Origin of the sequence: Mucilaginibacter yixingensis (genome assembly GCF_041080815.1) — a bacterium.
GTDB classification, from domain to species: domain Bacteria; phylum Bacteroidota; class Bacteroidia; order Sphingobacteriales; family Sphingobacteriaceae; genus Mucilaginibacter; species Mucilaginibacter yixingensis.
In genome coordinates this window covers 3,104,248-3,122,799 of record NZ_CP160205.1, presented here as the reverse complement: position 1 = coordinate 3,122,799, position 18,552 = coordinate 3,104,248, and the positions used below count along the sequence as shown (strand labels likewise).

The 18,552-nt window shown below is 45.8% G+C and carries 19 protein-coding genes, 1 tRNA gene and 1 riboswitch; of the genes, 13 read left to right on the top strand and 7 right to left on the bottom strand.

The features are described from left to right. The 3 genes from ABZR88_RS12705 to ABZR88_RS12695 all read left to right on the top strand — a co-directional run bounded on the left by ABZR88_RS12705 (position 1) and on the right by ABZR88_RS12695 (position 1,892). The gene (locus ABZR88_RS12705) at positions 1-786 is read left to right on the top strand and encodes a helical backbone metal receptor (RefSeq protein WP_107826976.1); all 786 of its coding nucleotides are present in this window, start codon (positions 1-3) and stop codon (positions 784-786) included. A 71-nt stretch (positions 787-857) separates the two neighbouring features. Next, positions 858-939, top strand: a tRNA-Leu gene (locus tag ABZR88_RS12700). A 173-nt stretch (positions 940-1,112) separates the two neighbouring features. Beyond that, positions 1,113-1,892 carry a hypothetical protein gene (locus ABZR88_RS12695; protein ID WP_107826977.1) on the top strand — a complete coding sequence of 260 codons (780 nt, stop codon included), beginning with the start codon at positions 1,113-1,115 and terminating at the stop codon, positions 1,890-1,892. Positions 1,893-1,918: 26 nt separating this feature from the next. Here ABZR88_RS12695 and ABZR88_RS12690 read toward each other — a convergent pair whose 3' ends face one another. After that, positions 1,919-3,004: an MBL fold metallo-hydrolase gene (locus ABZR88_RS12690; protein ID WP_107826978.1), complete on the bottom strand. Its 1,086-nt coding sequence runs from the start codon at positions 3,002-3,004 to the stop codon at positions 1,919-1,921. A gap of 131 nt (positions 3,005-3,135) precedes the next feature. Between ABZR88_RS12690 and ABZR88_RS12685 the strand changes: the two genes are divergently transcribed. Together ABZR88_RS12685 and ABZR88_RS12680 are read left to right on the top strand one after the other, a co-directional pair. Next, on the top strand, positions 3,136-3,495 hold the full coding sequence (locus ABZR88_RS12685) for a hypothetical protein (RefSeq protein WP_107826979.1): 360 nt from the start codon (positions 3,136-3,138) through the stop codon (positions 3,493-3,495). A gap of 75 nt (positions 3,496-3,570) precedes the next feature. Then, positions 3,571-4,050: a hypothetical protein gene (locus ABZR88_RS12680; protein ID WP_107826980.1), complete on the top strand. Its 480-nt coding sequence runs from the start codon at positions 3,571-3,573 to the stop codon at positions 4,048-4,050. Positions 4,051-4,218: 168 nt separating this feature from the next. On the opposite strand, the gene hmpA is transcribed toward ABZR88_RS12680, so the two are convergent. Then, positions 4,219-5,436 carry an NO-inducible flavohemoprotein gene (gene hmpA / locus ABZR88_RS12675; protein WP_281260184.1) on the bottom strand — a complete coding sequence of 406 codons (1,218 nt, stop codon included), beginning with the start codon at positions 5,434-5,436 and terminating at the stop codon, positions 4,219-4,221. Positions 5,437-5,571: 135 nt separating this feature from the next. On the opposite strand from hmpA, the gene ABZR88_RS12670 reads away from it, so the two are divergent. The 5 genes from ABZR88_RS12670 (at position 5,572) to ABZR88_RS12650 (ending at position 9,814) form a co-directional block, all read left to right on the top strand. Further along, the gene (locus ABZR88_RS12670; RefSeq protein ID WP_211309743.1) at positions 5,572-6,009 is read left to right on the top strand and encodes an Rrf2 family transcriptional regulator; all 438 of its coding nucleotides are present in this window, start codon (positions 5,572-5,574) and stop codon (positions 6,007-6,009) included. A gap of 92 nt (positions 6,010-6,101) precedes the next feature. After that, positions 6,102-6,332: a 4a-hydroxytetrahydrobiopterin dehydratase gene (locus tag ABZR88_RS12665; protein WP_107826982.1), complete on the top strand. Its 231-nt coding sequence runs from the start codon at positions 6,102-6,104 to the stop codon at positions 6,330-6,332. 9 nt (positions 6,333-6,341) lie between these two features. Further along, positions 6,342-7,118: a CHAD domain-containing protein gene (locus tag ABZR88_RS12660; protein ID WP_107826983.1), complete on the top strand. Its 777-nt coding sequence runs from the start codon at positions 6,342-6,344 to the stop codon at positions 7,116-7,118. Positions 7,119-7,252: 134 nt separating this feature from the next. Continuing rightward, a riboswitch (SAM riboswitch) is annotated at positions 7,253-7,361 on the top strand. A gap of 239 nt (positions 7,362-7,600) precedes the next feature. Beyond that, positions 7,601-8,230, top strand: a complete 630-nt coding sequence (locus ABZR88_RS12655; RefSeq protein ID WP_107826984.1) for a redoxin domain-containing protein — start codon at positions 7,601-7,603, stop codon at positions 8,228-8,230. Positions 8,231-8,479: 249 nt separating this feature from the next. Beyond that, entirely contained in the window at positions 8,480-9,814 is a 1,335-nt protein-coding gene (locus ABZR88_RS12650) for a sigma-54 dependent transcriptional regulator (RefSeq protein ID WP_107826985.1), read from the top strand. On the opposite strand, the gene ABZR88_RS12645 is transcribed toward ABZR88_RS12650, so the two are convergent. Next, positions 9,815-10,198 carry a response regulator gene (locus ABZR88_RS12645; protein WP_107826986.1) on the bottom strand — a complete coding sequence of 128 codons (384 nt, stop codon included), beginning with the start codon at positions 10,196-10,198 and terminating at the stop codon, positions 9,815-9,817. It lies immediately after the preceding gene. Between the two features lie 435 nt (positions 10,199-10,633). On the opposite strand from ABZR88_RS12645, the gene ABZR88_RS12640 reads away from it, so the two are divergent. Further along, entirely contained in the window at positions 10,634-12,619 is a 1,986-nt protein-coding gene (locus ABZR88_RS12640; protein ID WP_107826987.1) for a KUP/HAK/KT family potassium transporter, read from the top strand. 115 nt (positions 12,620-12,734) lie between these two features. Here ABZR88_RS12640 and ABZR88_RS12635 read toward each other — a convergent pair whose 3' ends face one another. The 4 genes from ABZR88_RS12635 to ABZR88_RS12620 all read right to left on the bottom strand — a co-directional run bounded on the left by ABZR88_RS12635 (position 12,735) and on the right by ABZR88_RS12620 (position 16,708). Beyond that, entirely contained in the window at positions 12,735-14,018 is a 1,284-nt protein-coding gene (locus ABZR88_RS12635; RefSeq protein ID WP_107826988.1) for a glycoside hydrolase family 105 protein, read from the bottom strand. A 188-nt stretch (positions 14,019-14,206) separates the two neighbouring features. Beyond that, the gene (locus ABZR88_RS12630) at positions 14,207-14,950 is read right to left on the bottom strand and encodes an SDR family oxidoreductase (RefSeq protein WP_107826989.1); all 744 of its coding nucleotides are present in this window, start codon (positions 14,948-14,950) and stop codon (positions 14,207-14,209) included. An 83-nt stretch (positions 14,951-15,033) separates the two neighbouring features. Further along, entirely contained in the window at positions 15,034-15,606 is a 573-nt protein-coding gene (locus ABZR88_RS12625) for a Crp/Fnr family transcriptional regulator (protein ID WP_107826990.1), read from the bottom strand. Between the two features lie 40 nt (positions 15,607-15,646). After that, the gene (locus tag ABZR88_RS12620) at positions 15,647-16,708 is read right to left on the bottom strand and encodes a serine hydrolase (protein WP_107826991.1); all 1,062 of its coding nucleotides are present in this window, start codon (positions 16,706-16,708) and stop codon (positions 15,647-15,649) included. Between the two features lie 123 nt (positions 16,709-16,831). Between ABZR88_RS12620 and pxpB the strand changes: the two genes are divergently transcribed. Both pxpB and ABZR88_RS12610 read left to right on the top strand, forming a co-directional pair. Next, positions 16,832-17,548, top strand: coding sequence for a 5-oxoprolinase subunit PxpB (gene pxpB, locus ABZR88_RS12615; RefSeq protein ID WP_107826992.1), 717 nt, complete (start codon positions 16,832-16,834; stop codon positions 17,546-17,548). Further along, positions 17,548-18,534 carry a biotin-dependent carboxyltransferase family protein gene (locus ABZR88_RS12610; protein ID WP_107826993.1) on the top strand — a complete coding sequence of 329 codons (987 nt, stop codon included), beginning with the start codon at positions 17,548-17,550 and terminating at the stop codon, positions 18,532-18,534. The genes pxpB and ABZR88_RS12610 overlap by 1 nt, the downstream gene beginning before the upstream one ends. Positions 18,535-18,552: the final 18 nt, after the last annotated feature.

Below are 18,552 nucleotides of genomic sequence, written 5' to 3'. Positions count from 1 at the left end.
ATGCCGCTATTTGCCGATCAGTTGGGACGTAAATTAACCATGGACGCTCCACCTCAACGTATTATTTCGCTGGTACCCTCACAAACTGAATTGCTGTTTGATCTGGACTTAGGTCAGCAACTGGTTGGGCTAACTAAATTCTGTATTCACCCACAAGATAAGGTTGCCACTAAAACAAAGGTCGGTGGTACTAAACAACTGGACATTCCGCTGATTCGTTCGCTAGAGCCCGATCTCATCATTGCTAATAAGGAAGAGAACGAGCGCGGCCAGATAGAGCAATTGATGGCAGAGTTTCCGGTGTATGTAACAGATGTAGACGATTTAGAAGGTGCCCTCCAGATGATAAACGGGGTTGGAGCATTGACAGATCGGGTACAACAGGCGGCAATGCTCACCTCGCAAATTACCCGGGCCTTTGATAGATTGAAAGCTGAATCTTCTTCGCCATTAAACGTGGTTTACCTGATATGGCGCAAGCCCTGGATGGCAGCCGGAAAAAGTACTTTTATTGACGATATGCTTAGCCGCTGTGGCTGGCAAGATGCATTGACAGTTACACGTTACCCGCAGCTTACCGAAGATATGCTGCGCGGCGTAAAGCCTGATGTGGTGCTGCTTTCGTCAGAACCGTATCCGTTTAAAGAAAAACACATTCAGGAAATAGCGGAAATAATACCTCAAGCGAGGGTAGAATTGGTAGACGGGGAGATGTTTTCGTGGTATGGAAGCCGTCTTTTACAAGCCCCTGAATATTTTATACGGCTGATTAACAGGCTAAAATAACGTTCTGTTAAAAATGATTTGAGGTTTAGTTATAAAGTTATATCTTTGCCAACTCAATAAAAATCCTAACTGCGGAAGTGGCGTAATTGGTAGCCGCACCAGACTTAGGATCTGGCGCTTCACGGCGTGGGGGTTCGAGTCCCTTCTTCCGCACAGAACCGCATTTGCAAGCTGCAAATGCGGTTTTTTATTTTCGCGTCACTTTTTCATTAGTAATAAAGTATATCACCAGTTTCTGTTTGTTGGGGATTAACACTAATTTAAATTTCGTGCCAGAATGAATTTTAATCGGCTTAATATCTAAATTGCCGTCATAATTATTTGGTATGAAAAGGTATATTCTAATATTCTGTCTGTTTCTGTTTTCTTCAGCGTTTGCTCAAACATCTATCAATAATTACAAATATGTAATTGTGCCCGAAAGATTTAGTTTCCTCAAAGAGGCTGATCAATATTCTTTAAATAGCATGACCAAGCAGCTTTTAGAAAATAAGGGTTTCACAGTTTTTTTTGATAATAATGAATTGCCTGCCGAAATAGCCAACAATAAGTGCCAGGTATTAAGTGCTGATGTGGCAGAAAAAAGCAATATGTTTACCACCAAACTTACACTTACCTTAAAAGATTGCCGTGGGAATATTGTATTTACCAGTAAAGTAGGTACAAGCCGGGAGAAGGATTATAATACAGGTTATAATTTGGCCTTGAGAGATGCATTCTCATCACTAGATCAGGTTTCATATACTTATAATGGATCAAACGGAAATGTGAACCAGACAGCGGCTGCTACAACTGTTGTGCCAACACCATCGTCAGTAACGGTAAAACCAGCAGCTGCAACAGTGCCTCCGGTAACACCCGTAGTGCAACCAGCAACTAACCAGGAGGGCAAAACACTGTATGCCCAGGCGATTCCTAACGGATATCAACTGATTGATACAACTCCTAAAAAAGTATTAACCATCCTGAAGACTTCTTCAGAAAATTACTTTATAGCCAGCAATGATACCGTTAACGGCATTGTTCTGAAAGTAAATGACGAATGGTTTTTTGAGTACTATAACAACGGTAAACTGGTTTCAGAAAAACTGCTGGTTAAATTCTAAGCTTACTACTAGAGCGGTTAACGGATCTACTCAAAATCCCACCATACTTTTTGTTTAGGCGGATCGCCCAGAGTATAGGGCTCGCCAATGCGCGGTACGTTGACCTGTACGTTGAGTTTGGCCGCTGCGGGCATCAGTTTTTCTATAGGCTCGTTCCACGGATGGTCTGCCTCTACAAACTTGGCCCAGTGGACTGGTTGCAGTAAGTGAGCTTGCAGATCAACGGCTGCCTGAGCCGTTTGTCCGAGCCACAGGTGGGTCCACGGCCAGTTAGGACTGTATTGGCCGCATTCCAGCAGTGCCAGGTCAAACGGGCCATATTGTTGGCCTATTTGTTTGAAGTGCGGTCCGTAGCCACTATCGCCACTGTAAAACAACTTGTATTTGCCTGCTTGTATTACGTAAGATGCCCAAAGGGTTTTATTCTCTTTGCTATACGAGCGGTTGCTGCGATGCTGTGCAGGAGTGGCCGTTATTTGCAGCCCCCCGGGCAACGTAGTCGACTGACTCCAATTTAGTTCGATGATCTTTTTAGGATCAAAGCCCCAGTACACCAGATCAGATCCTACCCCCATAGGTACTACCGCCATTTTAATCCGGTCTTTTAGTTTGATCAGGGTACGGTAATCCAGGTGATCATAATGGTCATGCGAAATGATCAACACATCAATGGGCGGCATATCAGCAGCATGATAATGTTTGGTGCCTGGAAATGCCGTAATTAATCCGGGTACCGGTCCGGCATGGTTGCTAAAAATAGGATCGATGAGGATATTGCCTTCGCCGGTTTTGATGAGTAAGGATGAATGGCCAAACCAAACAATGGTAGGGGCGGGGTCTGGCAGCGCGTTCAGGTCGGTTTTAACCCAAGGTAACTCGTGTGAGGGTCTGATAGTTTTAGGGCGATGATGAAATATCAGATTATGTCTAATTGTTGAGTCAGACCGTTCGGCCAGATTCTCAAAAGAGCCATCTTTAAAATTTGGTAACGCCTCTAGCTTGGTAAGTTCTGCCCCGGAAGGATCTTTACCCATTGACCTCACCATGCCGCAGCCTGTAATTGCTGTTAGCAACAGCGCAGCTACCCCAATCCCCAAACAACTCCTCGTCATGCGCTAAATATTAAATTAAGCCTATAACGTTTAATTTGATTAAATATTTTAATCATTAAGAAATTGAAGCCTGCGTCATTCTACAAAGTTCAGTATTTTATTAAACGCATCAGTAAAGCTATCTTTGCAAAATGTTTAAGCTGCCACGTCTGCTTATTGGTCCGTTACTGATTTTCGCGCTCTGGTTTCCATTGCGTGGATCGGCCGCGGCTATCGGCAAGCAGCAGGATGCTGGCCAAGTTAGGTCGCAAGCCAGCAAGGAGTATGTTAAAGCGGCATCTTCATCTGGTTTACTGGTAGAAGAAACGCCAACTACCCATGTATTTGCCGGTCGGTTAACCACGGCGTTTATTCCATGGCTTAAAAGTAATGGTTTTGAACCTGCCAATCAGGTTGACGATTATGTGCTTCATAGCAGAACAAGTGCGTCAGCCGGTGTTATTCCCTCTTTTTACAGGTGTTTACTTTATCCGTTCCACGAGTTTTTATAACTCGGCAAACGGTAATCAAGTTAAGTTTTCTTATTCGCGGCAATTGCCGCATTCACCTGTAATTTTTATTCATATATGAATCATATGCTTGAAAATGCTGTTATAGCGGCATTATTCCTTCTCTGTTTTATTATCCCGGCGGTAATTGTGGCAAAACGTGCCGCCCGCAAGAAAAATAATTTACTACAGCAGGCGCTAGAAAGCGCCGCTGCCGAACATCAATTAAAAATCAGTCGTATTGAAGCCATTGGCAACCGGATGCTGGGTTGGGATGAGCAACAACAAACGTTGCTTTACCTCGATACGCTGCAAGAGCCAGTGATAGTATTGCCATTAAAACCAGCGTATAGTTGCGCACTTTCTGAAGAAAAACGTAATGGAGCTGTGTTTGAGGTAACACTACAGATAACAGATCAGCGTGGCCGTTTACTGGAGCAGTTACTGTTTTTTAAAAAATTCCAAGATAATGAAATGAAGCTGACAGTCATGACCGAACAGGTTAAAAGCTGGGTAGCTTTTATTAATCAGCAACAAGCAGCGCAGCAAGCAGCATAAGCTGTTTTATTCTAAAAGAAGCCGCATTTACAGATGTAGATGCGGCTTTTGTGTTTTTGCTTGCCTCGGTTTAAAGTAAAAAAGCCGGCAGCTGACCCTCAACTGCCGGGTATCGACGAAGGGGCTCCGTCGATCTTCTCAACCCAAGAGAATTTCTTTATATAAACATTAGTTGAGGCTTAACACACTCGGACCAAATTCTTCAAAATAGATCCGGTCTTTTTTAACGCCTGCAGCTACCAGGTCATGATATTGTTTTTGTATAAATACCGATGGACCGCAAATAAAGTAATGGCCTTCAGGGTTCAATGCGAGATCCGATACCTCTTTAATATCCAGATGTCCCTCTAAAATACCCGCCGCCTTATTTGCTTCAGATGGCTGGTTGTAGAACACGTGCTGTGTTAATTGCTGGTTCTGCTCGGCAATGGCAGCAATTTGCTCTTTAAATGCGTGTACAGATTCATTGCGACAGCCGTGCAGCCAGGTAATAGGGTGCGCATGTTTACGGTCAACCAGGGTATGCAGCATACTTACCAATGGTGTTAAACCAACGCCGCCGCTAATAAAGGTTACCGGCGCATCAACATCGCCGCCTAGAATAAAGTTGCCGGCAGGGGCGGTAAGATCTACGGTGTCACCTGCTTTTACAAAATCATGCAGGTAATTGCTGATGAGGCCGTTGGCGTCCAGATCTGGCCCTAGCTCTTTTTTTACAGATATACGGTAGTAATCGGCATTGGGTGCACTTGATATGCTGTACTGGCGCGCCTGTTTCAGGTTAAGCGCCGGTAAAAAAGTGCGTAAGCTGATGTATTGCCCGGGCTGGTGTGCAGGCACTTTGCCGCCATCGGCAGGGTAGAGGTAAAAAGAAGTGATCTCTGCAGATTCGGCTACTTTCTTTTTCACAAGGAACGGGCGCCAGCCTGTCCAGCCATTGTCTCGGTTGGTTTGCTGGGTATATAAGCTGGCCTCGTGGCCAATCATCAGTTGCGCCAATTGGTTATAGGCTACTGTCCAGGCGTCAATAATTTCTGGCGTTGCGGCATCACCCAGTACTTCCTGGATAGAAGCAATCAGCTGAGTGCCTACAATAATATAATGCTCCGGACGAATGTCAAGACTGGTGTGTTTGTGCCCAATATGGTCTACTGCGGGTAGCAGTACACTCGGATCGGCAATGTTTTCTGCATAAGCAAGCACGGCCAGGGCAAGCGCGGTTTGCTGGCGATCGCTTTTTTGGTTACCCATGTTGAACATGTTTTTCAGTTCAGGGTGATGGGTAAACATACGGTTATAGAAGTATTTGGTAAGTGCAACTCCGTTTTCTCTAAGTACTGGTACGGTGGCCGTTATAATGGCTTTTTGTTCGTTGGTCATGGCAATAAAATATAATAATACCTTTTAGTCTTTTATTTGGAAACAACAATCTGCGCGCTGATGATTGACAGGACAAAAGTAGACAAGAAATAATAAAAGACAAAAATATCTTTTATTATTTTCTTATCTTTGGTTCATCTTATGGCTTTGTTCTCAAAAACTTGCGAGTATGCTATCCGTGCAGTGTTCTTTGTAGCGCATAAAACCGCTAATGGACAGCGTGTGGGTATTAAAGAAATAGCCGAAGGCATTGACTCGCCCGAGCACTTCCTGGCCAAGATATTACAGGATCTAAGCCGGAAGGGACTCATTAGCTCAATAAAAGGGCCTAATGGTGGCTTTTATCTTGATGCCGACGCACTCAAGCAACCACTTATTGAGATAGTGGAAGCTATTGATGGCGATAAGCTATTCCGCGGCTGTGGGTTAGGGCTTAAGCAGTGCTCTGAAATTAATCCGTGCCCGCTGCATAACCAGTTTAAAGACATCCGAAACAGCATTAATGATATGCTGAATGATATTACTATTGGCGAGTTTAATGAAGAATTGATGAGTGGATTACTTTCGTTGAAAAAATAAAGGCAACAAGTAGCCCGTCATCTGCATAAAATAAAAACCTTCGCCCTAAATTTGTATTATCCTTAAAAGGAGTACCAGTAAACCAATTGATTATGTGGACCGAAGAAAACAACAAGCTATACCAAGCCTTTATTTTCAAGGATTTTGATGCCGCGTTTGCTTTTATGATGCGTGTGGCCAGTATTGCGCAAAAGGCAAACCATCATCCCACCTGGACAAATACCTATAATAAGGTTGAGATTTGGCTGAATACGCATGATGCCGGTGATATCGTTACTGATAAAGACCGGGAGATGGCCAAGGCTATTGACTGTGTTTTATAAACAGCAACGATGAAACGACAGGCCGAAATAACCTATTTTGATAAGTTGTGGCGAAAAATGCGACGCAACCTGGAAGCTTATTTGCAAAGCGGAGAGATGGAGGATCTGCATCGTTTCAGGGTGCAGGTAAAGAAAATTAGGGCTTTTATGATTTTGGCCGAAAGTGCGCAAAAAAAACTCGATTTGCAGTATCAGCTAAAACCCGTAAAAAAACTGTTCAAAAGGGCAGGGGAGATTCGTGCTGTAGATCTGCACCTGGTTATGGCCCGCAAACAACTCATCAAAGCCGGATTGTTGGACGAGCAGCTAAAACAACGCGACAAGGCTCTGGCTAAATTCAGGCCGCTGGCTACCCGGCGGCTACACAAATTAAGCCGCATCAAAAAAAAGATCCACAAGGAAATTAAGCCTATTGGCAAAGTGCACGTCAGCTTGTTTTATGCCAATAAATTGAAGAAGATTGATAAGAGCCTAGGCCGTATTTGTTTTGACAATCGTTTACACAATTGTCGTAAACAGCTCAAGGTGTTGCTTTATAATCAGCGCCTGGTTGGCCCTTCACTCAATATTGGCTTTAATAAAGAGTACGTTGACCGCCTTCAAATAACCATTGGCGACTGGCACGATAACCAGGTAGCTAAACAGCTATTTAAAAATGATAGGTCTGCACTCAATACGATTAATAGAAAAGACGCTCACCTCAAATCGCGCGTAAAGCAAACGGCCAAGGATATGTATAATAAGGCAACCACGGCTGGCAATTTATCTCTTCCTCAGTTAAGTTAAATAGCCTATTTAATGTTTATTTAAAAATTAAATATTGATATTCAGCTGTTTGTGAATATATACTATAAAGTCTATTGGTTTAGTAGTTTAAAAGATTTATGTTTGTATCAGTTAGTTAAAAATGTTCTTTTTCAAACTTATCCAGAAAGACTGAGGGAAAGGCCCTTTGATGTCTTAGCAACCTGTACCGTAAGGTAAAAGGTGCTAATTCCTGCTCTGCCGAAAGGTGGGGAAAGATAAGCAGAGTGATTACCGGTTTACCTGCGGGCGGCCCCGGTGTTTCATGGATAAAACGAAAAGGAAGTATATAAATATAGATAGCAAAATGAAACCACTTCAGCACAATGCCGCCCCACGCTTTCAGCACATAGCTGTTTTGCATCCTATCAGTTCAATGGCGTATTGTTGTTGACCCAATACGTTCCACCACCCGGTTTTCCTGTTTTATTCATTTAATTTTTAATGCTTTAGTATTTTATACCATGTCAACATATGCCCATTTCCCAAATTTTGAACTGATAGAAATTGTTAACGAACTTGAATTGCCTTTCAATAAACGTCGGCCGCTGCAACCACTTAAAACTGGTGCCGTGGTGCGCAACTTTGGTTTAGATAAAGCTTTTAATAACTGGCGTCACTTTTACAATGGCTCGGCCAGCTATGGGCATTTGCTTGTTCGCAAGCTGCTCAGCAAGCCGTTGGTTATCAGTTTTTGGTCGCCGCAGTGGGGTGAGTATGGCGTATCGCACCTGCGTCAGCTCAATAACCTCCAACAAGAGATCAGGGCGCTGGGCGGTAATCTGCTCATCATTACCAGCGATGCCACCCCGAAACAAATTGAAGATATTACCTGGGCCAACAGCCTTTCGCTCAGTTTTTATATTGATGCTGATAATACCCTGGGCAAAGCCTTTGGCATTTACTCAGAGCAAAATCCAGCCTGGAACCGCTATTCGGGCATTGATAATAACATATCACTTTTAGCTACTTACGTGCTTGATGCCGGTCAGCAAGTGATCTATGATCATATTGATACCGATGTGTATCAATCTGTAAATTCCAATTTTCTGCTGGCTGCTGTACGCGGTACCAGTTACAGGCAAACAGCGTAAAACCTCACCCCGGCCCTCTCCAAAGGAGAGGGAGATTAATAGTGAGTTCTTAAGTCCTCTCCTTCGGAGAGGATTTAGGAGAGGTCTTGCTCATCTTTTATATTTAGGTTTATAACAGCCGCAAGGGCGCAACGGGGCAGCATGAGCCATCATGCACTGCCCCTTTTGTTTTGGGTTAGAACAGAAAATCGGTATCAGATTTGCAGATGCAATCATCACAAAATTGATATACCTTTATTTAGTTCATATATGAAACCCAACATCCTCATCATCGACGACGAAACTAAGCTATCGGCACTACTCTCGCGCATCATCGAGTTAGAAGGCTACCGCACCTTTCAGGCGGCCAGCGCTAAAGAGGGCCTGAAGCTATTGGCACAGGAAACCATCCACGTGGTGCTTAGTGATGTAAAACTGCCAGATGGCAGCGGCGTTGAACTGGTGAAGCAGATTAAAGAAAAGAAGCCATATACCGAGGTGATTTGCCTGACAGCCTACGGCACTATTCATGATGGTGTGGCCGCTATAAAAAACGGCGCCTTTGATTACATTACCAAGGGCGACGACAATGATAAAATACTCCCCCTGCTAGCCAAAGCTACCGAAAAAGCCGAGCTTCAATATCGCCTTTATCAGATAGAAAACCGCATTATTGATCAGCATAGTTTTGATGGCATTATTGGTCAGTCTAAAGCTATACACGAGGCTATTGATCTGGCTCAAAAGGTAGCGGTGACTGATACAACGGTGTTGCTGCTGGGTGAAACAGGTACTGGTAAAGAGGTTTTTGCCCAGGCCATTCACTACAACAGCAACCGCAAGCAAAAAAACTTTGTGGCCGTAAACTGCAGTGCCTTTGCCCGAGATTTGTTAGAGAGCGAGCTATTTGGCTATAAAGCCGGCGCCTTTACCAATGCCTTAAAGGATAAAAAAGGACTTTTTGAGGAAGCCGACGGCGGTACGCTTTTTCTGGATGAGATAGGCGAGATGAGCATTGATCTGCAAGCAAAATTGCTGCGTGTGCTGGAGTCTGGCGAATATATCAAACTGGGCGATACCCGAACTTACAAAATTAGCGTGCGCATTATTGCTGCCACCAACCGCAACTTACAGGATGAGATACAGAAAGGCCATTTCAGGCAGGATTTGTATTATCGCTTGTCGGTTTTTCGTATCATGCTGCCATCGCTTAACGAGCGTAAAGAGGATATTCCGCTGTTGGCTAACTATTACCTGCAGGAGTATGCCGGCAAGATGAACCGCAAGATGGATGGCATCGATCCAACTATGATGCGCCAGTTAGAGCGCTATAACTGGCGTGGCAACATCCGCGAGTTGAAAAACCTGATAGAGCGTGCCGTAATTGTTGCCGATGGTAATACGCTTAAAGCCGATCTGCTGCCACTTGATTTTTATGAGGCGCAGGACGATGGTACTCCGGTTTTTGAAATGGCCGAGGTTGAAAAGAATCACATCCGCAAGATACTGGCCCACACCAAAGGCAACAAAACAGAAGCAGCCCGTTTAATGAATATAGGTCTTACTACGCTTTACCGCAAGCTGGAAGAGTATCAGTTAGGCTAATTAAGCCAGCGTTTTGATTCGCTTGTCAAGCAGGGAGTGGATGGTATTAGGCAGATCGCTAATATGGTGGAAAGGCTTACTCAGAAACGCATCAGCCTGCGATAGATCTGCATGGCCTTGCAACCCCGGCGAGGCCGAAATAAGAACCACGGGTACATGGCGTGTTTCGGGTTTGCTTTTAAGCATAATGCAGATAATGTGACCGCTTACATAAGGCAACTGCTCGTCCAGCACAAAGCAATCGGCATTGGCACTTAATAAATCTTCCAGAGAAGCAATGGCACGCAACGCCGTAATACGATATCCTTCAGCGGTTAATATATGGGTCATTACGTCGCGCAGGTCGGCGTCGTCTTCAATAATAACGATGTGTTGTTGCTCCATTCAGTCTCAATAACCCCCGCTGATAACGGGGCGTTGCGCAATAGTTACACCGATTTGATAAAGAACGATGTTGGGTTGCCTTGTTTTAACAGTTTTGAGTTACGGTTGTTTGTAATGCATTGTTGGTGCCATAAATTTAACAGGTGTTGATGTGTGTTGCAAAAATGACAACTTTTTAGAGTGTGATTTGTGAGTTTGTTAATAAAAGGCACCTTTTCATTTTGGTATACCTACCATGCCATTTTGGGGTGGTGTAAAATTTGGCCACAGACCAAAAGCGGCAAATAAGTAAATTTTTAAAGTTTTTTTTAATTGTGGTACGGCTATTGCCATTGGCGTGGCATGTTCACATTTCTACATTCATTCACCCCTAAAACCGGTGTTGCGCTAAATTTGGTGCTGATGCCGGTGGTACAAAACCCCCATTTAATTTAAATGAACCCGCATGTTAGAAAACTAACCGCGGGTGGGCTATTGATCACTCTCGGTATCATCTTCGGCGATATTGGTACATCGCCGCTGTACACATTTCAAACTCTGTTAAAGGAAGGCGGCCGCGCCGATGCGTTTATGGTGCTTGGCGCCGTATCCTGTATCTTCTGGACGCTCACCCTGCAAACTACCTTCAAATACATCTTCATTACCCTGCAGGCCGATAACCGCGGCGAGGGCGGTATTTTTTCCCTATACGCCCTGGTACGTCGCTATGGCAAGTGGCTGGCATTTCCGGCCATTATTGGTGCCGGTACGTTGCTGGCAGACGGTATCATTACGCCGCCTATCTCTGTAACTTCGGCTATTGAAGGCCTCGGCTTGGTACCTGCGCTTGCAAAGGATATGATACCGGGTAACAACATCATCCTGTTGATTGTAATTGCCATTATATTATTGCTCTTCTTCTTTCAGCAGTTTGGTACCAACGTGGTAGGAGCCGCTTTCGGGCCGGTGATGCTAATCTGGTTCCTGATGCTGGCTACATTGGGCGCTGTACAGGTTGCGCATTACCCGGTGGTGTTTAAAGCGCTTAACCCCCTTTATGGCCTTAGGTTATTGATTGAACACCCTAAAGGTTTCTGGTTGCTGGGCGCTGTGTTTTTGTGTACCACCGGTGCCGAAGCATTATACTCAGACCTTGGCCACTGCGGACGCAAAAACATCCAGGTGAGCTGGATGTTGGTAAAAACCTCGTTGGTGCTTAACTACCTGGGGCAAGCGGCCTGGGTGTTAACGCAAAAAACAGCCAGTGTTGAGGTGAATCCTTTCTTTGCCATTGTGCCGCACAGCTTTATTATTCCCGCTGTTTGTATTGCTACGCTGGCAACCATTATTGCCAGTCAGGCGTTAATCAGTGGCTCGTTTACGTTGATTAGCGAGGCGGTGAGTATGAACTTCTGGCCGCGCATCACCATTAAATATCCGTCTAACGTTCGCGGACAGATCTATATCCCAAGCGTCAATTGGATTCTGTGTTTCGGCTGTATCGCGGTTACCTTATACTTCCGTACTTCAGAGGCAATGACGGCGGCTTATGGCTTCTCCATCACCATTGCCATGCTGATGACCACTATATTGATGTACTACTTTATGCGCTACAAAAAGCATTGGCCGCTATGGTTGGTAGTAATCATTTTGTGTATGTTCTTAACTGTAGAGTTCTCGTTCTTTGTGGCTAACGCCGTGAAGATTGTGAAACGATTGTTCTTCCTGGTGTTTGAGGTTGGGTTGATCTTTACCATGTACATCTGGTATCGTGCCAGACAAATCAACAACCGCTTCCTCAATTTTGTGGATCTGAAAGAGAAGATTCCGATGCTGCGTGCTTTAAGTGCTGATGAAACGGTATCAAAATTTGCAACCCACCTCATCTATCTTACCAAAGCCAACAACAGCAAGCAGATTGAGCAGAAGATTATGCACTCCATTTTTAGCCGGAAACCCAAGCGGGCTGATATGTACTGGTTTGTGCACATTGAACGTACCGATGAGCCTTTTACCATGGAATACAGTGTGGAGGAACTGGCAGAGGAGAAAGCCATCCGTATTGAGTTTAAGCTGGGTTTCCGGATTCAGCCGCGTATTAATGTGTTGTTCAGGAAAGTAGTGCAGGATATGGTGGCTAATGATGAGTTGGATATTACCAGCCGTTACCCATCATTAAGGCAATACAACATGACGGCCGATTTCCAGTTTGTGATCATCGAGAAATTCCTCTCTTACGAGAACGAGTTTAGCGCCAAAGAAGGGTTTATTTTGAATAGCTATTTCGCTATCCGTCGCCTGGCGCAGTCAGATGCCAAGGCCTTCGGTTTGGATACCAGCGAAACAAAGATTGAGAAAATCCCACTGGTGGTAAGTCCAGTTAACTATTTCCAATTAAAGAAAGTAGAACCTGCCAGCTCGGTTTTAGTGCCAGCAGATTGATCATAAAGTGAGTAAAAAAAATAGGCGCAGGGGAGACCTTGCGCCTATTTTTTTTACTCACTACTCACTACTCACTACTCACTACTCACTACTCACTACTCACTACTCACCATTCTCATCTCCTAGATGGATTATTCTTTTCATATCGCAGCATTTCTGTGCCTGCAAGGATGAAAGCGCCTAACCCGTGTGTATCATTTAACTGCGCCGGACGGGTGTAGTAAAATTTAATATCTTCTTCAATACCGGTACCTACACATACGTCGGGCATCTGGCCATCGGCAGTAATTTTGGCGGCGAGGGCGTTCCAACCCTGGCGGGCCACGTTGATGTAGCCTTTATCAATCCAACCTTCGTTAACGGCGCGGGCAATGGCGTAAATGTACATGGCCGTTACCGATGTTTCAAGGTAAGAGTCTTGTTTGTCCAGCACCTGGTGCCACAGTCCGCTTTGATCCTGCCAGCGTGAGTAGCCTACAATATCGCGCAGCAAAAGGTTAATTAGCTCTTTGCGTTTAGGGTGATCTTTAGGCAGATAGTTCAGTAGCTCAGTTTGGGCCACGGCCACCCAGCCATTAGCCCGGCCCCAGTGGGCCACACCGTTCATGGCAATCTCGTTATAATAGCAGTGGAAGTACAGACCGGTGTTGGCATCGTACAGATACTTATTAAAATTTTCTACCTGTTTGGCGGCATCGTCAAAGTAAGCTTTGTTGCCGGTTATTTTACCCATGCGTGCCAGGAAGGGTACACTCATATACAGGTCATCCGCCCACATGGTGCCTGGTCTTGGGTCAGGGCGGCAAAGGGTGCCATCGGTTAAGCGCATTTGCTTGTGCAAAATGTAATCACCCGCGCGCTCCAGGTAAGCGCGATAATCTTTGCGGGCATCCAGCGCGTAAACATCGGATAATCCGGCCGACATAGCACCGCAATTATCCAGGTTGCCCATCAAAAACAAACTGGCATACTCTGTACGCGGATACATGCGGCGCGGCGAGTTGGCCGGCAGTTTGGCTACGGCATCTTTATAAATAGGCTCGAAGTAGGGCAGGGCATCAAATATAAAAGTGTAGTTGTGGCGACAGTAGTCGGCATATTTTTGCTCATTGAGTTCCTGGCTCATGTGCATCAGGGCGGTCATGAGCACGCCGTTGGGGTAGCCCCATTTGTTATAAGTGCTCTCGGCCCGCACATCGGCAGACGGCGCCAATCCTTTAGTAGATTCTACCAACTGACCGGTAGTTTCGTTCTTAAACTTAAACGACGTGTTTGCCAGCACACGGTCGGCTACCCGCCTGATCACTTCTTCTGTGTTAGTTTGCGGGGTAGCCGGTGCTTGCGCAAATGCAAGGTTGCAGCCCAGGGCCAGCAGCGGCAATAATAAAGCTGTTTTCATAAATGGGTTTGGTTTATCAGGTCTATATTTTGGCTTGTACCAATATAGACCTGTTTAAACGGAGATACCCCAGCCTGTCACAAAAAAGTTATGAGATATAATAGATGTTGCTGGTTTAGCATAATGTCATCCTGTGGGCAAACACAGGATGACAACTTTTTAGTTCGGTGCTCTCCTGGTTTTAATACCTATGCCAGCACCGCGCCACCATCAATCACCAAATTTTGGCCGGTAACAAAGCGTTGTTTCATCAGGTAAATAAAGCCCAGGGCTACGTCTTCTGCTCCGCCTACAAGTTTTACCAATGATGTTTCGCCTGCAGTCTGGAAAATTTGCGCACGCTCGGCCTCGGTAAAGCTGTTCCACATTTCGGTGCGGATCATGCCCGGTACCAGGCTGTTTACCCTGATGGGGGCCAGTTCAACAGCCAACGCTCTTACAAAGCCTTCCATGGCACCGCAAATAGCGCTGCCCAAACTCCAGCCTTTACCGGGGCGCATACTGGCGGTGCCGCTTACCAAATTGATAGAACCACCGGCATTGATGTAAGGTGACGCATATTTAGCGGCAGCTAAAGCACCCCAAAAACGCAAGTTGAAAAAGCCGCGGGCTTTCTCAATATCGGTATCGCTCAAATAGTTTAAAGTAAGGTTTTCGCCGGCGGTATACACCAGATGATCAAAATTTCCTGTTTGTTCAAAGAAAGCTTTAATATTATCTTCCTTGCTCAGGTCAACTGCTTGCCCTTGTACCGATGCGGGTAATTGTTGCAATGCTTTGTTGATACGTTCCTGATTGTTGGATACGATGATGACTTGTGCACCCTCTGCCGCTGCGGCATGCGCAGTTGCCAGTCCGAAGCCAGAGCTGCCGCCTAATAGTATTACTTTTTTGCCTGCCAGAGAGCTTGATGTGTTGGTTTGCTTTTCCATTATTTATATTGTTGTTATTAACAATACAAAGTTGGGCAAGCCAAAGCGCATGGCACTTCACATATGTTAAAAACGGGAAATGATTATTGCACCTGTTTGCGCAACCGGCTGAGCGATTGCGGTGCGATGCCCAGGTAGGAGGCTACATCCTGTAGCTTCACTTGTCGGGCCACTTCAGGTTGTAGTTGAGTAAAAAGCTGGTAACGCGCGGCGGCGTCTTTATGATGATAGGCATTTTGCAACTCTATTTTTTGCAGCAATTGTTGTTGCTGCAAGCTTTCAATAATGCTTTTGAGATAGGGGAGTTGGGCGTAAAGCTCAAACAATTGTGCGCGGGTGATGGCCATCACTTCGGCATCACAAGCAGCCTGGATGCCATTTGCTGCCGGCCGTTCGTTTAAAAAACTATCCAGATTGGTACAGAATTGATTTTCTTTCAGAAAGAAATAGGTTATATCGTTGCCTTTTTCATCAAACGATACCAATCGCAATACGCCCTTGCGGATGAAATACATTTCGCGGCAAATCTTACCACCTTCAAAAAGAAACTCGCCTTCCTTAAAGTTCATCGGTCTGAAAGCTCCAATTATCAAAGCTTTATCGGCCTCAGGTAGTGCCTTGAGCGCTTGCAAACTGGTAATTAATGCGGTTTCCACAATGGCAAAGTTAAGCGGTTACGGTATTTTTTGTATCGGGTTATTTCATTGCGGTATCCAGCAAGCTTTTCAATTGTTTGTACCGCTCGTTGCGGCCATCGTTTTTAATATAAACACACATCAGGAACCCTGCATAATGCCGCTGGTTATCTACCAACGGAAAACTGCCGAACAACCCCGGACTGGTAACTGCCCCGCCTTCCATCACCCATTCGCCATAACCATAGCCAAAGTTGCCCGCTTCAACCGGCGAGTAGCCTATTTTTACAGATGGGGAAAGCCGGTTAATCTGCATCTCGGCAATGCTTTTCTCACTCAGGATGCGTTTGCCTTTAAAAGTCCCTTTGTTCAGTATCATTTCCAGAAAATTCATATAGTCATTGGGCGTACTACCGGCTCCGCCAGCGGGCAAGGCTACGGGGCCTTTTCCAAAATCGGTGTCCTTCATTTCCAGTGGATGGGCAATGCGCTCAGTAAAAAGGGTCTCAAAGCTCTTACCGCTTATTTTTTCTATCACAGCACCGGCTATCTGCAGGCCATCATTACTATAGTGGAAAACCGTGCCGGGTGCGCCTTCTATAGGTTGCTGGGCAATTTGGTTAATGGCATCGTCCATACTGCGGGCGTTGCGCATATCGGCCATGCTTTCTCTTAGTTCTGGCGCTTTAATGCCTGTTAGGTGCGAGAGGCATTGGCCGATAGTGATCCTGCCCTTGCCATGTTGCGATAGCATTGGCAAGTATTTGCCCACGGTATCGGTGAGTTTTAGTTTGCCCTCGTCAATAAACGTCATCACCAGCGCAGCGCTGAACCATTTACTGCAGCTGGCCATTGGCTGGCGCGTTGATGCGGTATAGTCGTCAAAGCTTGGCGTTTGGCCCATGCGGCGGGCCATCATGCGTCCGGCCATTTTTTGTGCCATGGTCATGTTATTAGCCGAGCGCGAGTAGACAATTTGCCCATCTTTATAAACCATCAGCATCACACGGCCACCCATTTTGGCGGCGTTATCATCAAGCCACCGATCAACAGGCTGGAAGTTTTGGGCCTGTGCAGCAATAGAGAATGTTAAAGCTAAAATTGTGATAATGTGCTTTTTCATGTCAGAGTGTTGAAGGAATTATTAAGATACAGAATCTGTAATTTGGTTTAATGATGATCTTAATTTTAACCTGTACCAGAACCCATACTTGCAGGCGCCGCCTGTTTATCCTAAATTGACCGCATGCAAGCGCGCCCCTTAAATATCTATCCACTCAGCGAACAATCGGTAGTCCTGAGTTTTGGGGACGAGGTGAGCGAGGATATTTTAAAACAGATCAGCGCGTATCACCGCACGCTCCAACAAAATCCTTTTGCAGGCTACACGGATGCGGTGGCAGCCTACACTACGCTTACGGTGTTTTATGATGCTTTGCAGGTATTACTGTCTGACTTGCCGGGCGCCGATGCTTTTGAGAAAGTGAGCAATTATTTAATGGCCTTAGCGGTAAAGCCTGCCGTTGCGGTTAAGCCAGCCAATATTATCACTATCCCGGTTTTTTACGGCGATGATTTTGGTCCCGATCTGGAAGCATTGGCCACCTTTCATCAGTTAAGCGTAGAAGAGGTGATTAGCATCCACACTCGGCCCGAATACATTGTTTATATGATTGGCTTTGTGCCGGGTTTTGCCTATTTGGGTGGATTGGACGGACGTTTGGAAACCCCGAGACTGGCCACGCCGCGACCAGTTATCCCTGCAGGGAGTGTCGGCATTGCCGGTAAACAAACAGGTGTTTATCCGCTGGAGACACCGGGCGGCTGGCAGTTAATCGGTCGGACCCCCTTAAAAATGTTTGGTGCCGGCAGAGCGCAGCCATCGTTGTTGCAGGCGGGTGATAAAGTAAAGTTTGCCCCTATCAGCAAAGATGATTTTAACCAATTAAGCAAGGCCGATTGATGCAGATCGAGATCATAAAACCGGGGATGCTAAGCACCGTACAGGATCTGGGCCGAACCCAATCACGCGGCAATGCTGTGCCGGTTTCTGGCGCTATGGATACGCTCTCGGCCAGGGTAGCTAACCTGGCTTTAGGGAATGAACAGACTGCTGCGGTAATAGAGTTTACTTATGCCGATGCCATATTTAAGGCGCAAACCGATTTGCTGATAGCCTGGTCGGGAGACGGTGCCATACTGCAATCGGACGGACAAATGTTGCCTGCAGACCGCCCGCTGTTGATCCCGCAAGGGAAAACAATAAAACTGATTAATAACCCAACGGGCTGCCGCACTTACCTTGCTGTTGCCGGTGGCTGGAATGTGCCCGAAGTATTAGGCAGCAAGAGCACCTACATCACAGCCGGATTTGGCGGATTGGAAGGGCGAGCCTTTCGGAAAGGCGATGTGTTACAAACTTTTGGTAATCAGTCTGAAACAAATGTTAAATTCTGTGATACTTTAACTGGTGCGAAAATCAATTACCCGAGATGGAGTATTGCACGACCGTTGTTTTTGCCTGCTGATAGAAAGTTGATCCGCGTAATGCCCGGCCCCGAAGCTGATTGGTTTGATGCGGATGCAATAGCCAGCTTTTACTCGGCGCCATATCGGGTAGGCAGCCGTAGTAACCGCATGGGCATTGGGTTGGAAGGGGAAAAGGTGAAACGCAAAATTCAGACAGAGTTACTCTCCACAGCCGTAACGCCTGGCACCATTCAGGTAACCAATAACAACGATATGATTTTGCTGATGGCCGATTGCCAGACCACAGGGGGCTATCCGCGCATAGCACAGGTGGCCGCGGTTGATCTGCCGCTTTGCGCGCAACTGAAGCCGGGAGATGAGATCAGGTTTCAGCAGATTACCCGGCAAGAAGCAGAGCGGTTATTGGTGCAACGGGAGAGGGAGTTGAGACGTCTGAACCAGGATTTGTTGGATTTTTAGGATTAACAGGATACAAGT